Genomic DNA, 15,015 nt, shown 5'->3' on the forward strand with positions numbered 1-15,015 from the left:
TCGCCGGGTCTGGGGCAGGCCCTGACGGCAGCTGCGACCTTTCGTCAGACCGCTGCCCCGGCTGACCCCGGGGCGCCGCTGGAGTAAGGTGGCGGCCTTCATGCCATCTTCGAGAGAGTCTGTCCCATGTCGCTGGAAATCGTCGACCATCCCGCCCTGGAAGTGACCGGCCTGCTGTTCGAGCCCGGCCAGGGCGAAGACATCGCCGCCCTCTGGCGGCGCTTCGCCGACCGCGCCGGCGAGATCAGCGGCCGCGAAGGCGAGGCCGAATGGTACGGCCTGAGCTGGCGCCAGGCCGGTACCATGCACTACCTGGCTGCCGTGGCCACCGCGCCGGGCGCCCCGCTGCCCGCCGGCATGGTGCGCCAGGAACTGCCGGAAGGCCGCTACGCCCGCTACGTGCACCTGGGCACCGCGCCCAGCGTGGCCAAGAGCCTGGGCCGGCTGTTCGCCGAGCTGCTCCCCGCCCGTGGCCTGCAACCCCGCCCGGGCGCCTGCTTCGAGCACTACACCGAGGCCTTCACCGGGGTGGACGCCCAGGATTCGCAGATCTACATCTACGTGCCGGTCTACTAAGAAGCTGTCAACGATCTGCTGCGCGTCGGCCAAACTGCGTTGAAAATGCCCTGGAAGGCCAGCCCCGTCGGAATGCTCATTTACCACTCGTAAACTCGAGCGCGAGTCCGATCCGCTTCCTCAGGCGTTTTCGCGGGGCCGCCTAGGCCTTGTTTGTCTCTAGCTCGCGAGATCGTGAACAGCTTCTAAGAAAGCGGATGCCGCAGCGCGGACAGGACGTTCGTCAGCTGCGGCTTGCCTCGCGGCATAACCCTTTCCAAGCTGGGGATATCGCCCGCAATCCCAGGTGCACGATGTCCCTGCCCGAGCTCCAGTCCTTCATCGCCCGGCACGAGCGGATCTTCCTGCTCACCGGTGCCGGTTGCAGCACCGATTCCGGCATTCCCGACTACCGCGACCGCGACGGCGCCTGGAAGCGTCCGCAACCGGTCACCCTGCAGGCCTTCGTCGGCGACGACCTGCTTCGCCGCCGCTACTGGGCGCGCAGCCTGATCGGCTGGCCGCGCTTCTGCCAGGCGCGGCCCAACGCTACCCACCAGGCCTTGGCGGCGCTGGAGCGGCGTGGCCAGGTGGAGATGCTGCTGACCCAGAACGTCGACCGCCTGCACCAGGCCGCCGGCAGCGAGGCGGTGATCGACCTGCACGGTCGCCTCGACCAGATCCGCTGCCTGGGTTGCGAGCTGCGCCTGCCGCGCCAGGAATTCCAGCAGTGGCTGGGCGAACTCAACGGTGAGTGGCTGCAGCTGGACGCGGCTACCGCACCGGATGGCGATGCCGATCTGGAAGGCGTGGATTTCCTGAGTTTCCGCGTACCGGACTGCCCGCGTTGCGGCGCCCTGCTCAAGCCGGACGTGGTGTTCTTTGGCGAACACGTACCCGGCGCGCGGGTGGAGCGTGCCTTCGCCCACCTGGGCCGCGCCGATGCGCTACTGGTAGTGGGCTCGTCGCTGATGGTCTATTCCGGCTTTCGCTTCGCCCAGGCCGCCGCCCGCGCCGGCCTGCCCATCGCCGCCCTGGGCTATGGCCGGACCCGCGCGGACGACCTGCTGACGCTTAAGGTGGAAGCCTCCTGCGCCGAGGGGCTGGCCTTTCTGCTGGAACATCCCGGGGCGGTCGCGCCGGCTCTCAGGCGGGTACTTCCTGACGCCGCGGCGCCCGGCCCAGATGCATCAGCGGACGCTCGATCCAGCGGTAGCTGAGCATCGACAGCAGGCAGGCGAGCACCAGCACCGGCGGCAACAGCGCCATGAAGCCGACCGTACCCAGGACCTCGACCGAGCCCAGGTTGAGCAGGGTGAAGAGGCCATAGAGCAGCAGGCCGTGGGTCAGATAGAGGCTGTAGCTGATCTCGCCCAGTACCTTGAGCCCGCGACTGCGCAGGAGACCGAAGAGGTCGTTGCCGCTGGCCATGGCGGCGAAGGGCAACGCCAGCGCCAGCATCTGCTTGAGGCTGTAGTCCGGCTGGACCATGGCGTAGGCCACCAGCGCCAGCGACAGCGCCGCCACCAGGGGGGTACGCAGCCGTGCCAGCAGCGCTGGCCGATGGGCCTTGAGGAACACCGGCAGGAAACCCAGCAGGAACAGCAGGCCGAAGCGCGCGCCCAGCACGTGATAGTGATAGCCGGCGGCCACCAGGCCACCCACCAGCAGCGCCGAGATCAGCAGCGGCAGGCCGAAGCCACGGCGATTGAACAATACGGCGATGATCGGCAGCGCCAGATAGAACAGCGCCTCGTAGCGCAGCGTCCAGTGGGCGCCGGCGGTCATCCAGCCGCTCTCCTCCAGGCCGTTGAGACTGAAGCCGGAAAACAGCTCCCAGCTGAGCAGTTCAAGCATGAAGCGCTGGCCGTCGGCGATGACGAAGTGGGTGCGGATCAGGGTGAAGAGCACCACCACCGCCACTACGCAGAGATACAGCGGCATCACCCGCAGCACCCGCGACCTCAGCAGCTCGCCCCAGTCCGGCGTGCGGCGATAGACCTTTCCGAAGAACAGGTAGCCGGTGATCATGAAGAACAGCGAGACCGGCACCACGCCCAGGTTGTAGAGCAGGTCGCTGTCGGGTTCGCGCCATTGGCCCTCGGCCTTGAGGTGATAGGTCAGCACGAAATGCAGGCAGACCACGGCGGTGGCGAGGATGCCACGCAGGGCATCCAGCGGCGAGGAACGCGCCAGGGTCTCCTGGGTGAGCAAGGGGCTGCGCCGCAGGGCGAAGGCCAGCAGCACCAAGGTGCCCAGGTAGAGCGCTATGGGGAGAGCGACGTCAGTCATATCCGTGACCTTTTTGACAGGAGCAGGCCGGCATCCGCATCCTGGCGACAGGCGCGGAGACCACAGCGAGCGAGAGAAAACGACGACAGCCGGGCAGGCTACCGCGCGGTACAGGACCGTGGGCAGGAGGACCGGAGCGGAGAGGGAAAGTGGCTAGCGGAAGGATCCGCTTGCCTCAGGAAAGCCTGAGAACGCCCATCAGACAAGTCTTGTTACAGGCGTTCCCTTAGGTTCGACGTTTCGCTGGCCGCCATCCGCGGCTCTGGCACGCCGCTTCACGGCTGCATGCCGTTCGTCGGCGCCCGTGGTCGAGAGCAGGCAATCCGATCTCGACGTTAGCCAATGCTGCCTTTTTGGCTGCACTCGCTGCCGAAAAGGCAGCATTGGCCACCAGGGTAGCCCTTGCGTCCAGGCCTGTCTCAGGGCGCCAACACCCGCGCCACCACCGGGTAGTGATCCCACACCTGGCCGTCCGCCATCGAGCGCAGCAGCTTGACGTATTCGGCGTGGGACCAGGCCAGCGGCGTCGCCGAATCGGTGCCCTGCCCCTTGGTGTAGCCATGGCGCTGGTTGTCGCCCACGCCGTCCCAGACCTGCTCGGGCAGCATCAGGCCGGCGTTGGCGAACAGTTCCAGGCCGCGGACATAGGTGTCACGCAGCTTGGCCAACGCCGCCGGGTCCGGCTTGCCCTGCAGAATCAAGCGCGCCAGCTCGTAGTGGCCGCGTTCACCGGTGAAGATCGGCCAGACCCGGCCACGCAGGCCGGAGTTGGGCACTGGCTGCTCGGTGGCCGGGAAGTTGATGCCCGAGGTCTCGCTCTCGCCATAGCCGTCGTTGCCGTAGCGCCGCCAGCCGGGGAAGGTGCCGGTCACCCCGGGATACTGGAAGCTGTACTTGACCCGCAGATTCTCCGGCAGGCCTTCGTCGTCCAGCACCGCCAGGCTCTTCTGCACCAGCGGATCACCGGCCGGGCGCACGCCGTAGCGCACCAGTTCGAGGAAGCCGGCGTCCAGCACCTGGTCTTCCGGCAGGCCCGGACGGCTGTTGTTGTCCACCAGCTTGCCCTTGTCGTTCGGGTCGGGATTCTGGGTGATGCGCAGGTAGTAGTTGCCGGCGCCCAGACTGCCCTGGGTGGTGGCCATGGTCTTTTCCACCTGGCTGGAATAACGCCGTGCGGTGTCGCGATAGCGGCTGGCATTGGCCTCGTCGCCGGCGTGGCGCGCCAGTTCGCTGGCCGTGGCGAGCCCGGCGATCACCGCCGCGGTGGTGGACGGCGAATAGCCCCACTGCTCTTCCCAGCGCTCCTGCTGGGTCTGCGGCGGCTTGACCTGCCAGGTGTTCCAGCCCAGGTTGACCTGGCTGTCGCGGGCGAGGAAGTCCGCCGCGGGCCGGAGCATGTCGCGGTACCAGCGATCGATTTCGGCATCGCCCAAGAGGCCACCCTGCCAGAGGCGATAGCCGAGCATGATCGGCATGGCGGTCTGGTCGAGTTGCACCCCCACCCATTCGATGGTGCCGTCGACGTGGGTCTTCTGCAGGAACCAGCCGGTGGCGCCCGGCGCGCGGACCTCGTCGCCCTGCCGCTGCTGGTGGATGAAGGCGGAGCTGTCGGCTGGCTTGTGGGCGGTGTTGGCGTCCACCTGCACCTGCTTGAGGTAGCTGAAGGCGACCTTGGGCGTCTGCCGATCGCCCAGCGCCAGCAGCGCCATGGCGCACTGGTAGAAGTCCCGCGGCCAGACCGCCTTGTAGCCGGTGGTGCCCTTGGCGGCCGGCACCGTTTCGCCCCAGGGGTTGGACAGCGAGGCGATCAGGGCGCCGGCGTGGGTCTTGTCTTCCTGGGCCTTGAGCACCAGGGCGCTGGCGTTGAGCAGCTTGCCGCCGTCGCCGGCCTGGGCCTGCAGGCGCGGCAGCTGATCGAGGCTGGCCAGGTAATCCTGCCAGCCGATGGCGTCGCCCTCGCCGTTGTAGTGGGCCAGCACCTTTTGGTAGCCGCGGGCCAGGGTGGCATCGGCCGCCGCCTCGGCCTGGCGCGGATTGGCGCCAAAGCCCACCACCACGTCCAGGGTGGTCTCGGCGCCGGTGAGCGGCAGCTTGGCCAGCATGGCGACGTTGCCGGCCTGGTCGCCGGTGCTGCTGTAGAGCTGGGTCAGCTTGCCGTGGCGGCGCAGGTCGTCGAGGCCGTCGGAGGCGCCGACGAAGCCCACGGTGGGGGTCAGCAGCGGCTGGCTGGCCTTCACCACCAGGGCGTGCTCGCCTTCGCTGGCGTAGAGCACGGAGCCCTTCACCGCCGCGCGATCATGGCTGCCGCTGTTGGCCAGCGCCGGATCGACGTAGAGATAGGGCTGGATACGCGGGTCCTGGCTGCGAAAGATGACGCGCATGACCAGGGTGTCCTGGTCCGGGTCGGTGAAGACGTGCTTCTCGATCTCGTAGCGGCCCTGGCGGTCGCGATTGATGATCCGGTAGGCCAGCGAGGTGGGCCGGCCAGCACTATCGGTGGCCAGGTATTCGATGCGGCTGTCGGTGTCGTCGCGCTCCAGGTGGGTGAAGTCGGGGCCGCGGATCACCAGCTGCATCTCACGCAGCTGCGCCTCGTGGATGAGTCCCTGCATGGTCTCGGTGACCACGCCCTGGGCCAGGGAGAACCACACCCGCGAGACGCGGCCAGTACTGGCCTGGTCGCTATAGGCGCCATCGCGATAGGCCTCGTAGCTGGTGCCTATGCCGGTCTTGCCGGAATAGGACCAGAAGGGTGCGGCGCCGGGTGCGCCGGGGGCGTTCAGGGCGAACGCCAAGGGAGTGAGCAGAACACTGGCGGAACACAGCAACGGACGGACGAAGCGGAGGGGCATGGGCAGGCGGGCCTTGTTCTGGTTATGCCGAAAGTCGCATGGCAGAAGGCTCTTGAGCCCTCTATCAGTAAGACTAGTCGGATTTTTCCAAGGTGCCGTTCAGCCCTCGTCCCGTTGCGCTTGGGCGACCGGCGGGAGGTGGTGCGCCAGAGGCGAATCCGGCGCCAACAGCGAGGTGCGGATGAAGTGCAGGTAGCTGGCGATGCGCCGCAGCGGCGAGCGATCGAAGTCGCCCGGAGTGGGCTCCAGATGGCGCTGGGCCTGGTGCGCGAGGAAGATGGCCTGGTCCACCGCGCTCAGGGCGCGGGCCAGGTTGGCGGCGTTGGGCTGGCGGAACAGCCGTACCAGCGCCCGGCCCAGGGCGCGGATGGCCAGGCGCCAGGCGCGCTGCTCGCGATACCAGGGCAAGGGTGGCAAGGCGGCCTGCTCCAGACGCAGCTCGATGATGGCGTGGCCCAGCTCCAGGCTGAGGAAGGTCCAGCGCAGCAACTGCCGCTGCACCGCCGGCTGGCCCACGGTCAGCACCTGCACCTGGTTGAGCAGGTCGCGCAGACCGCCATCGAAGCGGCTGCTCAGCCCCGGTAGAGGTGCGCCTATGGCATGCACCAGTCGTTCGCGCAGGGCGTCTTCCAGGCGGCGCCAGACCCAGGGCTGGCTGGGCGGCAGCAGCACGCTGACGGCCAGCACCGCCACGCCACAGGCTACGAGATAGGCCAGATAGGTATTGCAGAAGACATCGGCATCGTAGCGCGGCAGATTGCCCGGCAGCGCCGCCGAGCAGAACCACACCATCAAGCCCGTGCCATAGCCCGCCAGTCGCGGCCGGGTGATCAGCCAGGCGCCGGCGGCGAATACCGGTGCCAGGGTCAGCAGCAACAGGGCGAAGCCGTCCACCCAGGGCAGCACCTGGAATTGCAGCAGGCCCCCGGCCAGGGCGCCGACCAGGGTGCCTCCCGCCAACTGCAGGCAATAGCGGCGCGGATCGGCCGAGGTGGAAGCCAGCGCCGAGATCAGCCCCGCCGCCAGGGTGCAGGCCGCCCCGCTCGGCCAGGCGGTCTCGATCCAGAACAGGCCGACGCCGAGCACCACCAGGGCACTGCGCAACCCGGCCATCCAGGCCACCGCGCGACTGGCCAGGGGCGTGAAGGTCTCGCGCGTCTTGGGCGCGGGGCCGGTCAGTACGTCCAGCTCCAGCTGGGTGTTCAGCAGCAGGTGCAGATCCTCGGCGAAGCGATAGAGCAATTCGGCGGCGGTGTCGTAGTCGAGCCGGTCGGCCTCGGCCGCGGGCGCCGTCCGCGCCAGTTGCTGGCGACCGGCGCGGATCGTCGCCATCAGGGTTTCGCGCTCCGCGGCCAGGCGCTCGTTGAGCCGGCGTAGATCGCGCTCTTCCGGTAGCCGGCCCAGGCCTGGCGCCAGGGCGGCGGCGATCAGTTCCAGGGCGGGCGCCAGGGCCTGGCGCACCGCCGGCGGCCGCGCGGCCAGACGCTCCAGCAACTGGTGGAGGGCATGAAAGCGGGTGTTGAGCAGCATGAGCCGATTGCCCAGGGCGGCCAGGCGCCCGCTGCGGCGGCGCAGGTAGGGCTCTTCGAAGACGCTGGCGCTGCGCAGGCTCTCGAACCCCACGGAGTCGGCGGCGAACCGGGCGCTGAGCGCGGCGAAGCGTTCGGCGTCGAGGTGGCCGAGCAGGCCGTCATGGGCCATGGCGAGGAAGTCGCGCAAGCGCTGCGCCAGGGTGCGGCGCAGGACACCGCGGGTGGTCTGCGGCAGGATGGCCACGCTCACCACCCCGGCGCAGCAGATGCCCAGGGCGATCTCCAGCAGGCGCCACACCGCTTGCAAGAAGGCGCCCTGGGGCGCGGCCACCGCCGGCAGCCCCACCAGGCAGGCGGTATAGCCAGCCAGCAAGAAGGCATAGCTGCGAAAGTCCCGGTAGCGCGCCGCGCCGCGGGTGCAATAGCCGATCCACAGCACCAGGGCGCCGAGCAGCAGGACCCGCTCCTGGGCGAACAGGGCGATGGCGGCGACGGTGAAGCTCAAGCCCGCGAGACTGCCCAGGACCCGATAGAAACTCTTGGCCAGCACCTGGCCGCTCTGCGGCTGCAGGACGATGAAGACGGTGACCAGCACGGTGCTCGGTTGCGGCAACTCCAGGCGATAGGCCAGCCACAGCGCCAGGGCGGCGGCGAGCAAGGCCTTGGCGATGAAGGCCCAGGTCTGGCCGTCGGTGCGGGCCCATTCGCGACCGGCGCGGCGCCAGGCATTCAGGCTGGGCCAGCGTTGGCGCGGAACGGAGCGGGAGGGCCGCAGGGGCAACGGCGAAGCGAGGGGCATGCTGGGCAACGACGGGATCGACGGGAGGGGGTGAGGCGCAGCGCCTCGGCGGCCATTCTAGGAAGCCGGACCCACCCCGATTAAGCCGGGTGCGACGGCAAAGAGCGTTAACCAACGGGCGGGTAATGGCCCACAATGGCGCTTTACCCGGCCCCGCCCTCGCCCATGGATCACCTCTTCAATCTGCGCGCCTTCGCCTGCGTGGCCCGCACCGGCAGCTTCACCGGTGCCGCCCGCCAGTTGGAACTCACCACCGCCTATGTCTCGCGGGCGGTGAGCCAGCTGGAGCAGCACCTGCAGACCCGGCTGCTGCATCGCACCACCCGCCAGTTGCGGCTGACCGAAGCAGGCGAGCGCTACCTGGTGCGCTGCGAGCGCATCCTCGCCGACCTCGACGAAGCCGACGCCGAGGCCCGCCATGCCCTGGCGGTGCCACGCGGGCGGTTGCGCATCCACACCATGACCGGCCTCGGCCAGCACTACCTGATCCAGAGCCTGGCCGGCTATCGCGAGCGCTATCCCGAGGTCGACCTGGATCTGCAACTGACCAACACCTTCACCGACATCCTCAAGGAAGGCTACGACCTGTCGCTGATCCTGGCCGCGGGTCTTGCCGATTCGGCCTTCTGCTCGGCGCGCCTGGGCAGCACCCATAGCGTGCTCTGCGCGGCGCCCAACTATCTGGAGCGCGAGGGTCGCCCAGCCGCGCCCGCGGACCTCGCCGAGCATCGCTGCCTGCGCCTGGTCAATCGCGCCATGGCGCCGGATCGCTGGCTGCTGGAAGGCCCGGAAGGCAGTGCCGAGGTGGTGGTGGACCGGCCGCCGTTCCAGGTCAACACCGCCGACGCTCTGGCTGAAGCCGTGGCCAGCGGCCTAGGCATCGGCGCCCTGCCGCTCTACGCCGCCGTCGCCGGACTCGCCAGCGGCCGGTTGCAGCGGGTGCTGCCCGGACACCGCCTGTATGCCCTGGACATCCACGCCCTCTATCCGTCGCGGCCCTTTCTCGATGCCAAGATTCGCACCCTGGTGGATCATCTGCGCGAGACACTGCCCGCCCTGCTGGAGCGTGATCGGCAATTGGTGGAAGGCACCTAAAGCCGCTGCTCCGGCAGCATCCGCTCCAGCGTCCCATCACGGCGGATCGCCACGTGCCAGACCACCGCCGCCACGTGCAGGATCACCAGGCCATAGACGGCGAACTGGCAGGCCACATGGATGCGGTCGGCGAGGATGCCGAGGGCTTCATGGCGGGGAAATCCCGGCAGGGAAAACAATCCGAATACCGGTACCGACTGCCCCTGGCCGGCCATCAGGTAGCCAGTCACCGGCATCACCAGCAACACGGCGTAGAGCAGGCCGTGATTGAGGCCGGCGAGCAGCCGTAGCAGGCGCCCGTCACGGGGGTTGGCCGGCGGCGCCGGATGGCGCCAGCGCCAGGTCAGGCGGATCAGCACCAGCAGGAATACCGTGATACCGGTGGATTCGTGCAGCAGATACCAGAGCGTGCGCACCGGACCGGGCGGAAAGTTTTCCGCCACCCAGACGAAGGGCAACAGCAGGCACAGCAAGGCAACGGTCAGCCAGTGCAGGGTCTGGGCGACACCGGTGTAGCGCGCGATGGCCATGGGCAGCTCTCCGCAGCGGTGGAGTCCCGATAGTGCCCCAGGCGGCAGCGAAGTGTTGCTGCGCCTGGGAGAAAGCCGCTACCGCCCGTCAGAGCCTGCTCAAAGGTGGATGAGCGCGGCCAGGGCCAACAGCAACGCCGGGATCATCACCAGGGTGCCCAGCTTGAGGAATTGCCAGAAGCTCACCGACAGCCCCTCGCGGCGCAGCGCGGCCAGCCACAGCAGGGTCGCCAGCGAACCGGTGATGGACAGGTTGGGGCCCAGGTCGATGCCGATCAGCACCGCCCCGGCGATCTTCTCGGAGACGTGGGCGGCCTGTACGGCGGCGCCGGCCAGCAGACCCGCCGGCAGGTTGTTGACCAGGTTACTGCCGAAAGCCACCAGCAGGCCGGCGCCCCAGGCCGCGCGCTCCGGCGTCGCCTGAGCCGCGGCCTGGAGCTGGTTGGCCAGCAGCTTCAGCACGCCCGTCGTCTCCAGCGCCTCCACCAGCACGAACAGCCCGGCCACCAGTGGTAGCACGCTCCAGGAGATGTGCTTGAGCAACTCCAGGCCACCGCCACGCTTGCAGGCCACCACCACCAGGAAGGTGGCGAAGCCGGCGAGAAAGGTCGGCAGGCCCAGCTCCAGATCCAGCGCCGAGGCGCCGAGCAGGACCAGGATGGTCAGGATCAGGCCGCAGCCGGCGATGCGTCCGGTGGTGGGCAGGGCCTCCACCGCACCACCGGTGGCCAGGCGCTCGGCGCGCAGCACCTTGGCCTGGGTCGCCCAGAGCACCAGGAAGGTCGCGCCAATGGCCAGGATCGACGGCAGGGTGAACAGCGCCAGCCAGCGCCCCAGCTCCGGCATGTGGTCGGCGAAGACCACCAGGTTGGCCGGATTGGAGATCGGCAGCACGAAACTCGCCGCGTTGGCGATGAAGGCGCAGGAGAACAGATAGGGCAGCGGATTCTTCACCTGGGCGGCGCGGGTGGCGTAATAGACCGCCGGGGTCAGCACCACCGCGCAGGCGTCGTTGGAGAGAAACACCGTGACCAGGATGCCCACGCCATAGACCAGGGCGAACAGCCGCAGCGCCGAACCCTTGGCCGCCTGCACCGCGTGGCCGGCCACCCAGTCGAACAGCCCTTCCTTCCGGGCGATCTCGGCCAGCAGCATCATGCCGATGAGGAACAGGTAGACGTCGGTGCCCTTGGCGATGCCATGCCATACCCCTTCCAGGGGCAGCAGGCCGAACACCGCCAGCAGCGCCGCACCGGCCAAGGCGAACAGCGCCTCGGGGAGGCCGAAAGGCCGGGTGACCACCCCGAGGGTGGCCAGGCCGGCGATGATCCAGGTCAGCAGGTGAGGAGAAACCGCGAAAAACCCCATCTAGGACTCGTTCCTTCTAGTCGATCCGCGAGACCGGCGGGCTGCCGATCTCACCATTTGCGGCCATTGCGATTGGGGCCCAATTGGGTACCCAACAGGCCCTTGGTCGGCCATTCGCCCAGCTGGGTATGATCCGAACCCCAGTGTTCGGGGCTGGCGAGTGCCGGGCGCTGTCCCTCCAGCGCCACCTCGTCGCGGTCTTCCGCGCCGCTCGTGTCGCGCACCCGGACCTGCAGGCGGCCGGCTCCCGCAGGCACCGGCCGATCGCTGCGATAGCGCCCGTTACCGATGGATTGCAGCGGCCACCAGGGCCCCTCGTCGCACCGCCATTCGCAGACGTCCAGCGCCGCAGTCGTGAGCACCAGGGCGCGACACTCGTCGGCTTCGACCGCACCGGCCGCGTTCAGGCGGACATCGCCGGGCGCGGTAATCTGCACCCAGGGCCCGTCTTCGTGCAACTCGCGAAAGCGCCAGCTCACCGCCTGGCCATCGATGGTGACCAGGGCGAAGCCGGCCTCGCCCTCCTCGATCTGGCCGGTGGAGCGGCAGGCGGCGTAGAGCACGCCACCGTCATGGGCCAGTTCGTTGTAATGGGTGTGACCGATCTCCACCAGCCGCACCGGACCTTCGTGCAGCAGGCGCGCCACCCGCTCCGCCTCGCCAGGCCCGCGCAGGTCCGCCGGATAGCTGTGCATGAAGACCACGCACTGGCGCTCCTCGCGGGTGGCCTCCAGCAGTTCCCGTTCCAGCCACTGCAGCTGCTCGGCGCCCAGGCGGAAGTCCGGGCCGCCCGTACCGGGGCCACACATATCCAGGAACAGACAGCGCACGCCGCCCAGGTCCTTGGCGTAGGGCAGATTCGGCACCTGCAACTCCGCATAGAAGGGGCCGAGATCGCCGCCCTCCATGTCGTGATCGCCGGTGATCACCTCGACCGGCAAGGGAAAGCCGGCCAGTGCCTGGCGCAACAGGCGGTACTGCTCTGCCGTACCGTTGTCGGCGTTGTCGCCGGGCAGGTAGACGAAATCCAGCTCCTCGCGGCTGCGCAGCCGCTGCAGGATGGCCTGTAGATCGCGGCTGTTGTCCGCGTCGGCGTTGGTCAGGTGCAGGTCGCCGATGTGGGCGAAGGCGAGAAAATCATCCAGTCGTGCCATCTCAGCCTCCCACCACCGAACCGGTGGGACGCGCCGCGCCCTGGGTGACCTGCTCGTCCCGGGTTTCCGGCATCAGCAGCAGATAGAGCACGAAGCCTAACCCGGCGATGGCCGCCAGGGTGGTGAAGGCCGCGCCGTAGCCGAAGCGCACGATGATGATTCCCGCGATGGTGGCGCTGATCGCCGCGCCCAGGCCCTGGGCGGTGGCGATGGCCCCCTGGCTGACGTTGAAGCGACCCGATCCACGGGTGAGGTCGGCGACGATCACCGGCATCAGGGCGCCATAGATGCCGGCACCGACGCCATCGAGCAACTGCACCGCCACCAGGTAGTAAGGGCTGTCGGAAAAGGTGTAGAGCACGCCGCGGATCGCCAGCACGGCAAAGGCGAAGAGGAAGATCGGCTTGCGCCCGAAGACGTCGGCCTTGCGCCCCACCAGGATGGCCACCGGCACCATCACGCACTGGGCGGCGACGATGCAGACGGCCACCAGCGAGGTGGCGCTGTCCTTGCCGACGATATGGGTCAGTTGCTGGCCGACCGAGGTCAGCATGGCGGCATTGGCCAGGTGGAAGATGGCGGCGAGCAGCGCCAGCAATTGCAGCTTGCGATTGGCCAGCAGCGCCTGCCAGGCCGACACCGGCTTGGCATCGCGGGCACCCTCGTCGCCCAGGCCCTGGGCGAGGTCGTCGTCGATCTCGTCCTGGGGTACGCGGATGATGGCGACGATGGAGGCCGCGGCCAGCGCGGCCATCAGCCAGAACACCACGGTGGGCCCGAAGAAATAGGCCAGACCGCCGGCCAGTGCCGCGGAGACGGCGTTGCCGGCATGATTGAAGCCCTCGTTGCGACCGATATGCCGGGTGAAGGCCTTGGGTCCGACGATGCCCAGGGTGATGGCCGCCAGGGCCGGTGCGAAGATCGCCGCCGCAGCGTGGGCCAGCGACTGGGTGGCGGCCACCACGTAGAAGTTGGAGACGAAGGGCAGCATCACGCTGCAGATCGTCACCACCAGGGCGGCGATACCGACCATGAGGCGCTTGTGGCGAGTGCGATCGATCAGGGCACCGGCCGGGGTCTGGGCGATCAGTCCGGCGATGCCGGCCAGGGTCATGATGAAGCCGGCGGTGGCCTCGTTCCAGCCCTCCCCCGGACCGCGCACGGCGATCAGGTAGATGGCGAGATAGGGCCCGAGGCCGTCGCGCACATCGGCCAGGGTGAAGTTGAGGGCATCCAGGGCATGGCGCGCGCGGCGCGAGGGTTCGGCGCCGGTCCCGGCGGCCGGGGAACGGTTCTCTGACATGAGCGGGCATCCGTAGCGAAGGTTAAGGGTCGCCCGGGTGATGTCCGCTGGACCTGCACCCCGTGGCACACCTCTCCCCGGCGGGTTGGCGACGCCCGGAACGCTCCGCGACGCCACGCCAAACCACCGCTGCCAGGGGAGGTTGCAAAATGTGACCGGAGCGAAGCGACGCTAGTGCCGTGCCAGCATGAAAGAATCTGTCTACTGCGCCCCTTTGCGCAACCTGGCTGCCGTTTCTTGCCCAGCGCCCACTGGCGCCGCGCGTCTCGCGGCCATCCGTCGCCTCAGGCCACCTGGCGTGCCGGAACCGGGCTGCTCTCCTGCGCCAGCTCCACGGTCGCGCCCTCTTCGCTGCGCGGCCGCAGCATCGACAGCAGGTTGGCCTCGATGGTGGCGCACAGCTTGTCCATGGTGATCTGGTGCTGGCTATCGGCGAAGGGCGCCTGCAAATCGCTGCCGATGCGCTCCAGGGCCAACAGCATGAAGCCGACCACGGTGGACACCAGCGGGGTGAACCAGCCCAGGGTCGAGACCAGTCCCAGCGGCATGGCGATGCAGAACAGGAAGCTGAACAGCTGCGGAAAGCACACATAGGGATAGGGCAAGGGCGTGTTGGCGATGCGCTCCATGCCGCCCTGCCAGTTGGACATGTCCACCAGGGTCTCTTCCAGCCGCGCCAGGCGGATGCTGTCCAGCCGGCCCTGGCGGTACTCGCTGGCGATCAGCTCGGCGGTGCCGGCGAGGATGTCGTTGGCGAAGTTCAGGCTGCCCTCGGCCAGCGCCAGTTCGTGGCGGGCGAGATAGGGCGCCGCGGCCTGGGCCGGGTCCTGGCGCTTGAGCTGGGCGCGCAGGGCGTGCAGATAGCCCATGTGCCGGCGCAAGAGCACCGGCTTGACTCTATTCTGGCCAGCGCCCGCGTCATCGATCAGGGTCAGCACCTGGCGGCCGAAGCTGCGCGAACTGTTGACCATGGCGCCCCACAGGGTCCGCGCCTCCCACCAACGACCATAGGCGCTGCTGTTGCGAAAGCTGATCAGCACCACCAGCGCCGAGCACAGCAGGGTCAGGGGCGTGAGCGGCAGGTCGAAGCGATCGTCGACGAACAGCATGGCGTCCACGGTCACGGCCACGTCCCACAGCAGCAGGCCGAACAGCGACCAGCCGACATAGCTGAAGCTGGTACGCAGGAACTCGATCTTCTTGCGGATCGAATGGAGCTGGATCGGATTGGACATGGGGCACTCCCGGCGGCGGCGCGGATTCTCGATTCATGGTTGCCCGTGCCTCCTGACCTCTCACCACGGGCCCTCGACCCGTCGCCGCGCCTCCTCCTGAGCCTGCAACCTGTTCACGAGACTAGTCGGCGGCCCTTAAGTCAAACTTAATCCGAGACCGACCGATGGATCATGGCAAAGTGCCGTGCCAGAGCGCTTCGCTGCCTCTGCAATGGCTCTAGCGGAAGCCTTTGTGCCAGCTCGACCACTGATCGGTCTGGCCTCACGCCCGGCCTGCCGCAAACGAGCAACGTGATGGCT

General features: G+C 68.5%; 11 protein-coding genes. 3 read left to right on the forward strand and 8 right to left on the reverse strand.

Annotated elements, in window-relative coordinates; all coding sequences use genetic code 11:
- Positions 1 to 126 precede the first annotated feature (126 nt).
- Together FAZ11_RS12010 and FAZ11_RS12015 are read left to right on the forward strand one after the other, a co-directional pair.
- On the forward strand, positions 127 to 576 hold the full coding sequence (locus FAZ11_RS12010; RefSeq protein WP_058773464.1) for a GyrI-like domain-containing protein: 450 nt from the start codon (positions 127 to 129) through the stop codon (positions 574 to 576).
- A gap of 293 nt (positions 577 to 869) precedes the next feature.
- On the forward strand, positions 870 to 1,775 hold the full coding sequence (locus FAZ11_RS12015) for an NAD-dependent protein deacetylase (protein ID WP_058773465.1): 906 nt from the start codon (positions 870 to 872) through the stop codon (positions 1,773 to 1,775).
- On the opposite strand, the gene FAZ11_RS12020 is transcribed toward FAZ11_RS12015, so the two are convergent.
- From FAZ11_RS12020 to FAZ11_RS12030, 3 genes are all read right to left on the reverse strand, one after another.
- Positions 1,702 to 2,847 (reverse strand): acyltransferase family protein, encoded by a 1,146-nt coding sequence (locus FAZ11_RS12020; protein WP_058773466.1) that lies wholly within the window; start codon positions 2,845 to 2,847, stop codon positions 1,702 to 1,704. The two genes, FAZ11_RS12015 and FAZ11_RS12020, sit on opposite strands and share 74 nt — an antisense overlap.
- A 419-nt stretch (positions 2,848 to 3,266) precedes the next feature.
- Complete coding sequence (locus tag FAZ11_RS12025) at positions 3,267 to 5,699, reverse strand: glucan 1,4-alpha-glucosidase (protein ID WP_058773467.1); 2,433 nt, start codon at positions 5,697 to 5,699, stop codon at positions 3,267 to 3,269.
- Positions 5,700 to 5,798: 99 nt separating this feature from the next.
- A complete protein-coding gene (locus tag FAZ11_RS12030; protein ID WP_137279127.1) occupies positions 5,799 to 8,030 on the reverse strand; it encodes an FUSC family protein in 2,232 nt (743 codons plus the stop codon).
- 165 nt (positions 8,031 to 8,195) lie between these two features.
- Here FAZ11_RS12030 and FAZ11_RS12035 point away from each other — a divergent pair, with 165 nt between their 5' ends.
- Positions 8,196 to 9,125, forward strand: coding sequence for a LysR family transcriptional regulator (locus tag FAZ11_RS12035; protein WP_058773468.1), 930 nt, complete (start codon positions 8,196 to 8,198; stop codon positions 9,123 to 9,125).
- Here FAZ11_RS12035 and FAZ11_RS12040 read toward each other — a convergent pair.
- From FAZ11_RS12040 to FAZ11_RS12060, 5 genes are all read right to left on the reverse strand, one after another.
- Positions 9,122 to 9,655: a cytochrome b gene (locus tag FAZ11_RS12040; RefSeq protein WP_058773469.1), complete on the reverse strand. Its 534-nt coding sequence runs from the start codon at positions 9,653 to 9,655 to the stop codon at positions 9,122 to 9,124. The genes FAZ11_RS12035 and FAZ11_RS12040 overlap by 4 nt on opposite strands.
- A 99-nt stretch (positions 9,656 to 9,754) precedes the next feature.
- Positions 9,755 to 11,023 carry an arsenic transporter gene (locus FAZ11_RS12045; RefSeq protein WP_058773470.1) on the reverse strand — a complete coding sequence of 423 codons (1,269 nt, stop codon included), beginning with the start codon at positions 11,021 to 11,023 and terminating at the stop codon, positions 9,755 to 9,757.
- A gap of 50 nt (positions 11,024 to 11,073) precedes the next feature.
- A complete protein-coding gene (locus FAZ11_RS12050) occupies positions 11,074 to 12,177 on the reverse strand; it encodes a metallophosphoesterase family protein (RefSeq protein WP_058773471.1) in 1,104 nt (367 codons plus the stop codon).
- Between the two features lies 1 nt (position 12,178).
- Positions 12,179 to 13,480 (reverse strand): MFS transporter, encoded by a 1,302-nt coding sequence (locus tag FAZ11_RS12055; RefSeq protein WP_058773472.1) that lies wholly within the window; start codon positions 13,478 to 13,480, stop codon positions 12,179 to 12,181.
- Between the two features lie 284 nt (positions 13,481 to 13,764).
- A complete protein-coding gene (locus FAZ11_RS12060) occupies positions 13,765 to 14,715 on the reverse strand; it encodes a bestrophin family protein (RefSeq protein WP_058760519.1) in 951 nt (316 codons plus the stop codon).
- Between the last annotated feature and the right edge of the window lie 300 nt (positions 14,716 to 15,015).

It is taken from the genome of Pseudomonas rhizoryzae, from assembly GCF_005250615.1.
Classification (GTDB): domain Bacteria; phylum Pseudomonadota; class Gammaproteobacteria; order Pseudomonadales; family Pseudomonadaceae; genus Chryseomonas; species Chryseomonas rhizoryzae.

Excerpts from the sequence above, each read along its gene's own strand:
- FAZ11_RS12010 (WP_058773464.1), top strand. The coding sequence starts at position 127 with ATGTCGCTGGAAATCGTCGACCATCCCGCCCTGGAAGTGACCGGCCTG.
- FAZ11_RS12015 (WP_058773465.1), top strand. The coding sequence starts at position 870 with ATGTCCCTGCCCGAGCTCCAGTCCTTCATCGCCCGGCACGAGCGGATC.
- FAZ11_RS12020 (WP_058773466.1), bottom strand. The coding sequence starts at position 2,847 with ATGACTGACGTCGCTCTCCCCATAGCGCTCTACCTGGGCACCTTGGTG.
- FAZ11_RS12025 (WP_058773467.1), bottom strand. The coding sequence starts at position 5,699 with ATGCCCCTCCGCTTCGTCCGTCCGTTGCTGTGTTCCGCCAGTGTTCTG.
- FAZ11_RS12030 (WP_137279127.1), bottom strand. The coding sequence starts at position 8,030 with ATGCCCCTCGCTTCGCCGTTGCCCCTGCGGCCCTCCCGCTCCGTTCCG.
- FAZ11_RS12035 (WP_058773468.1), top strand. The coding sequence starts at position 8,196 with ATGGATCACCTCTTCAATCTGCGCGCCTTCGCCTGCGTGGCCCGCACC.
- FAZ11_RS12040 (WP_058773469.1), bottom strand. The coding sequence starts at position 9,655 with ATGGCCATCGCGCGCTACACCGGTGTCGCCCAGACCCTGCACTGGCTG.
- FAZ11_RS12045 (WP_058773470.1), bottom strand. The coding sequence starts at position 11,023 with ATGGGGTTTTTCGCGGTTTCTCCTCACCTGCTGACCTGGATCATCGCC.
- FAZ11_RS12050 (WP_058773471.1), bottom strand. The coding sequence starts at position 12,177 with ATGGCACGACTGGATGATTTTCTCGCCTTCGCCCACATCGGCGACCTG.
- FAZ11_RS12055 (WP_058773472.1), bottom strand. The coding sequence starts at position 13,480 with ATGTCAGAGAACCGTTCCCCGGCCGCCGGGACCGGCGCCGAACCCTCG.
- FAZ11_RS12060 (WP_058760519.1), bottom strand. The coding sequence starts at position 14,715 with ATGTCCAATCCGATCCAGCTCCATTCGATCCGCAAGAAGATCGAGTTC.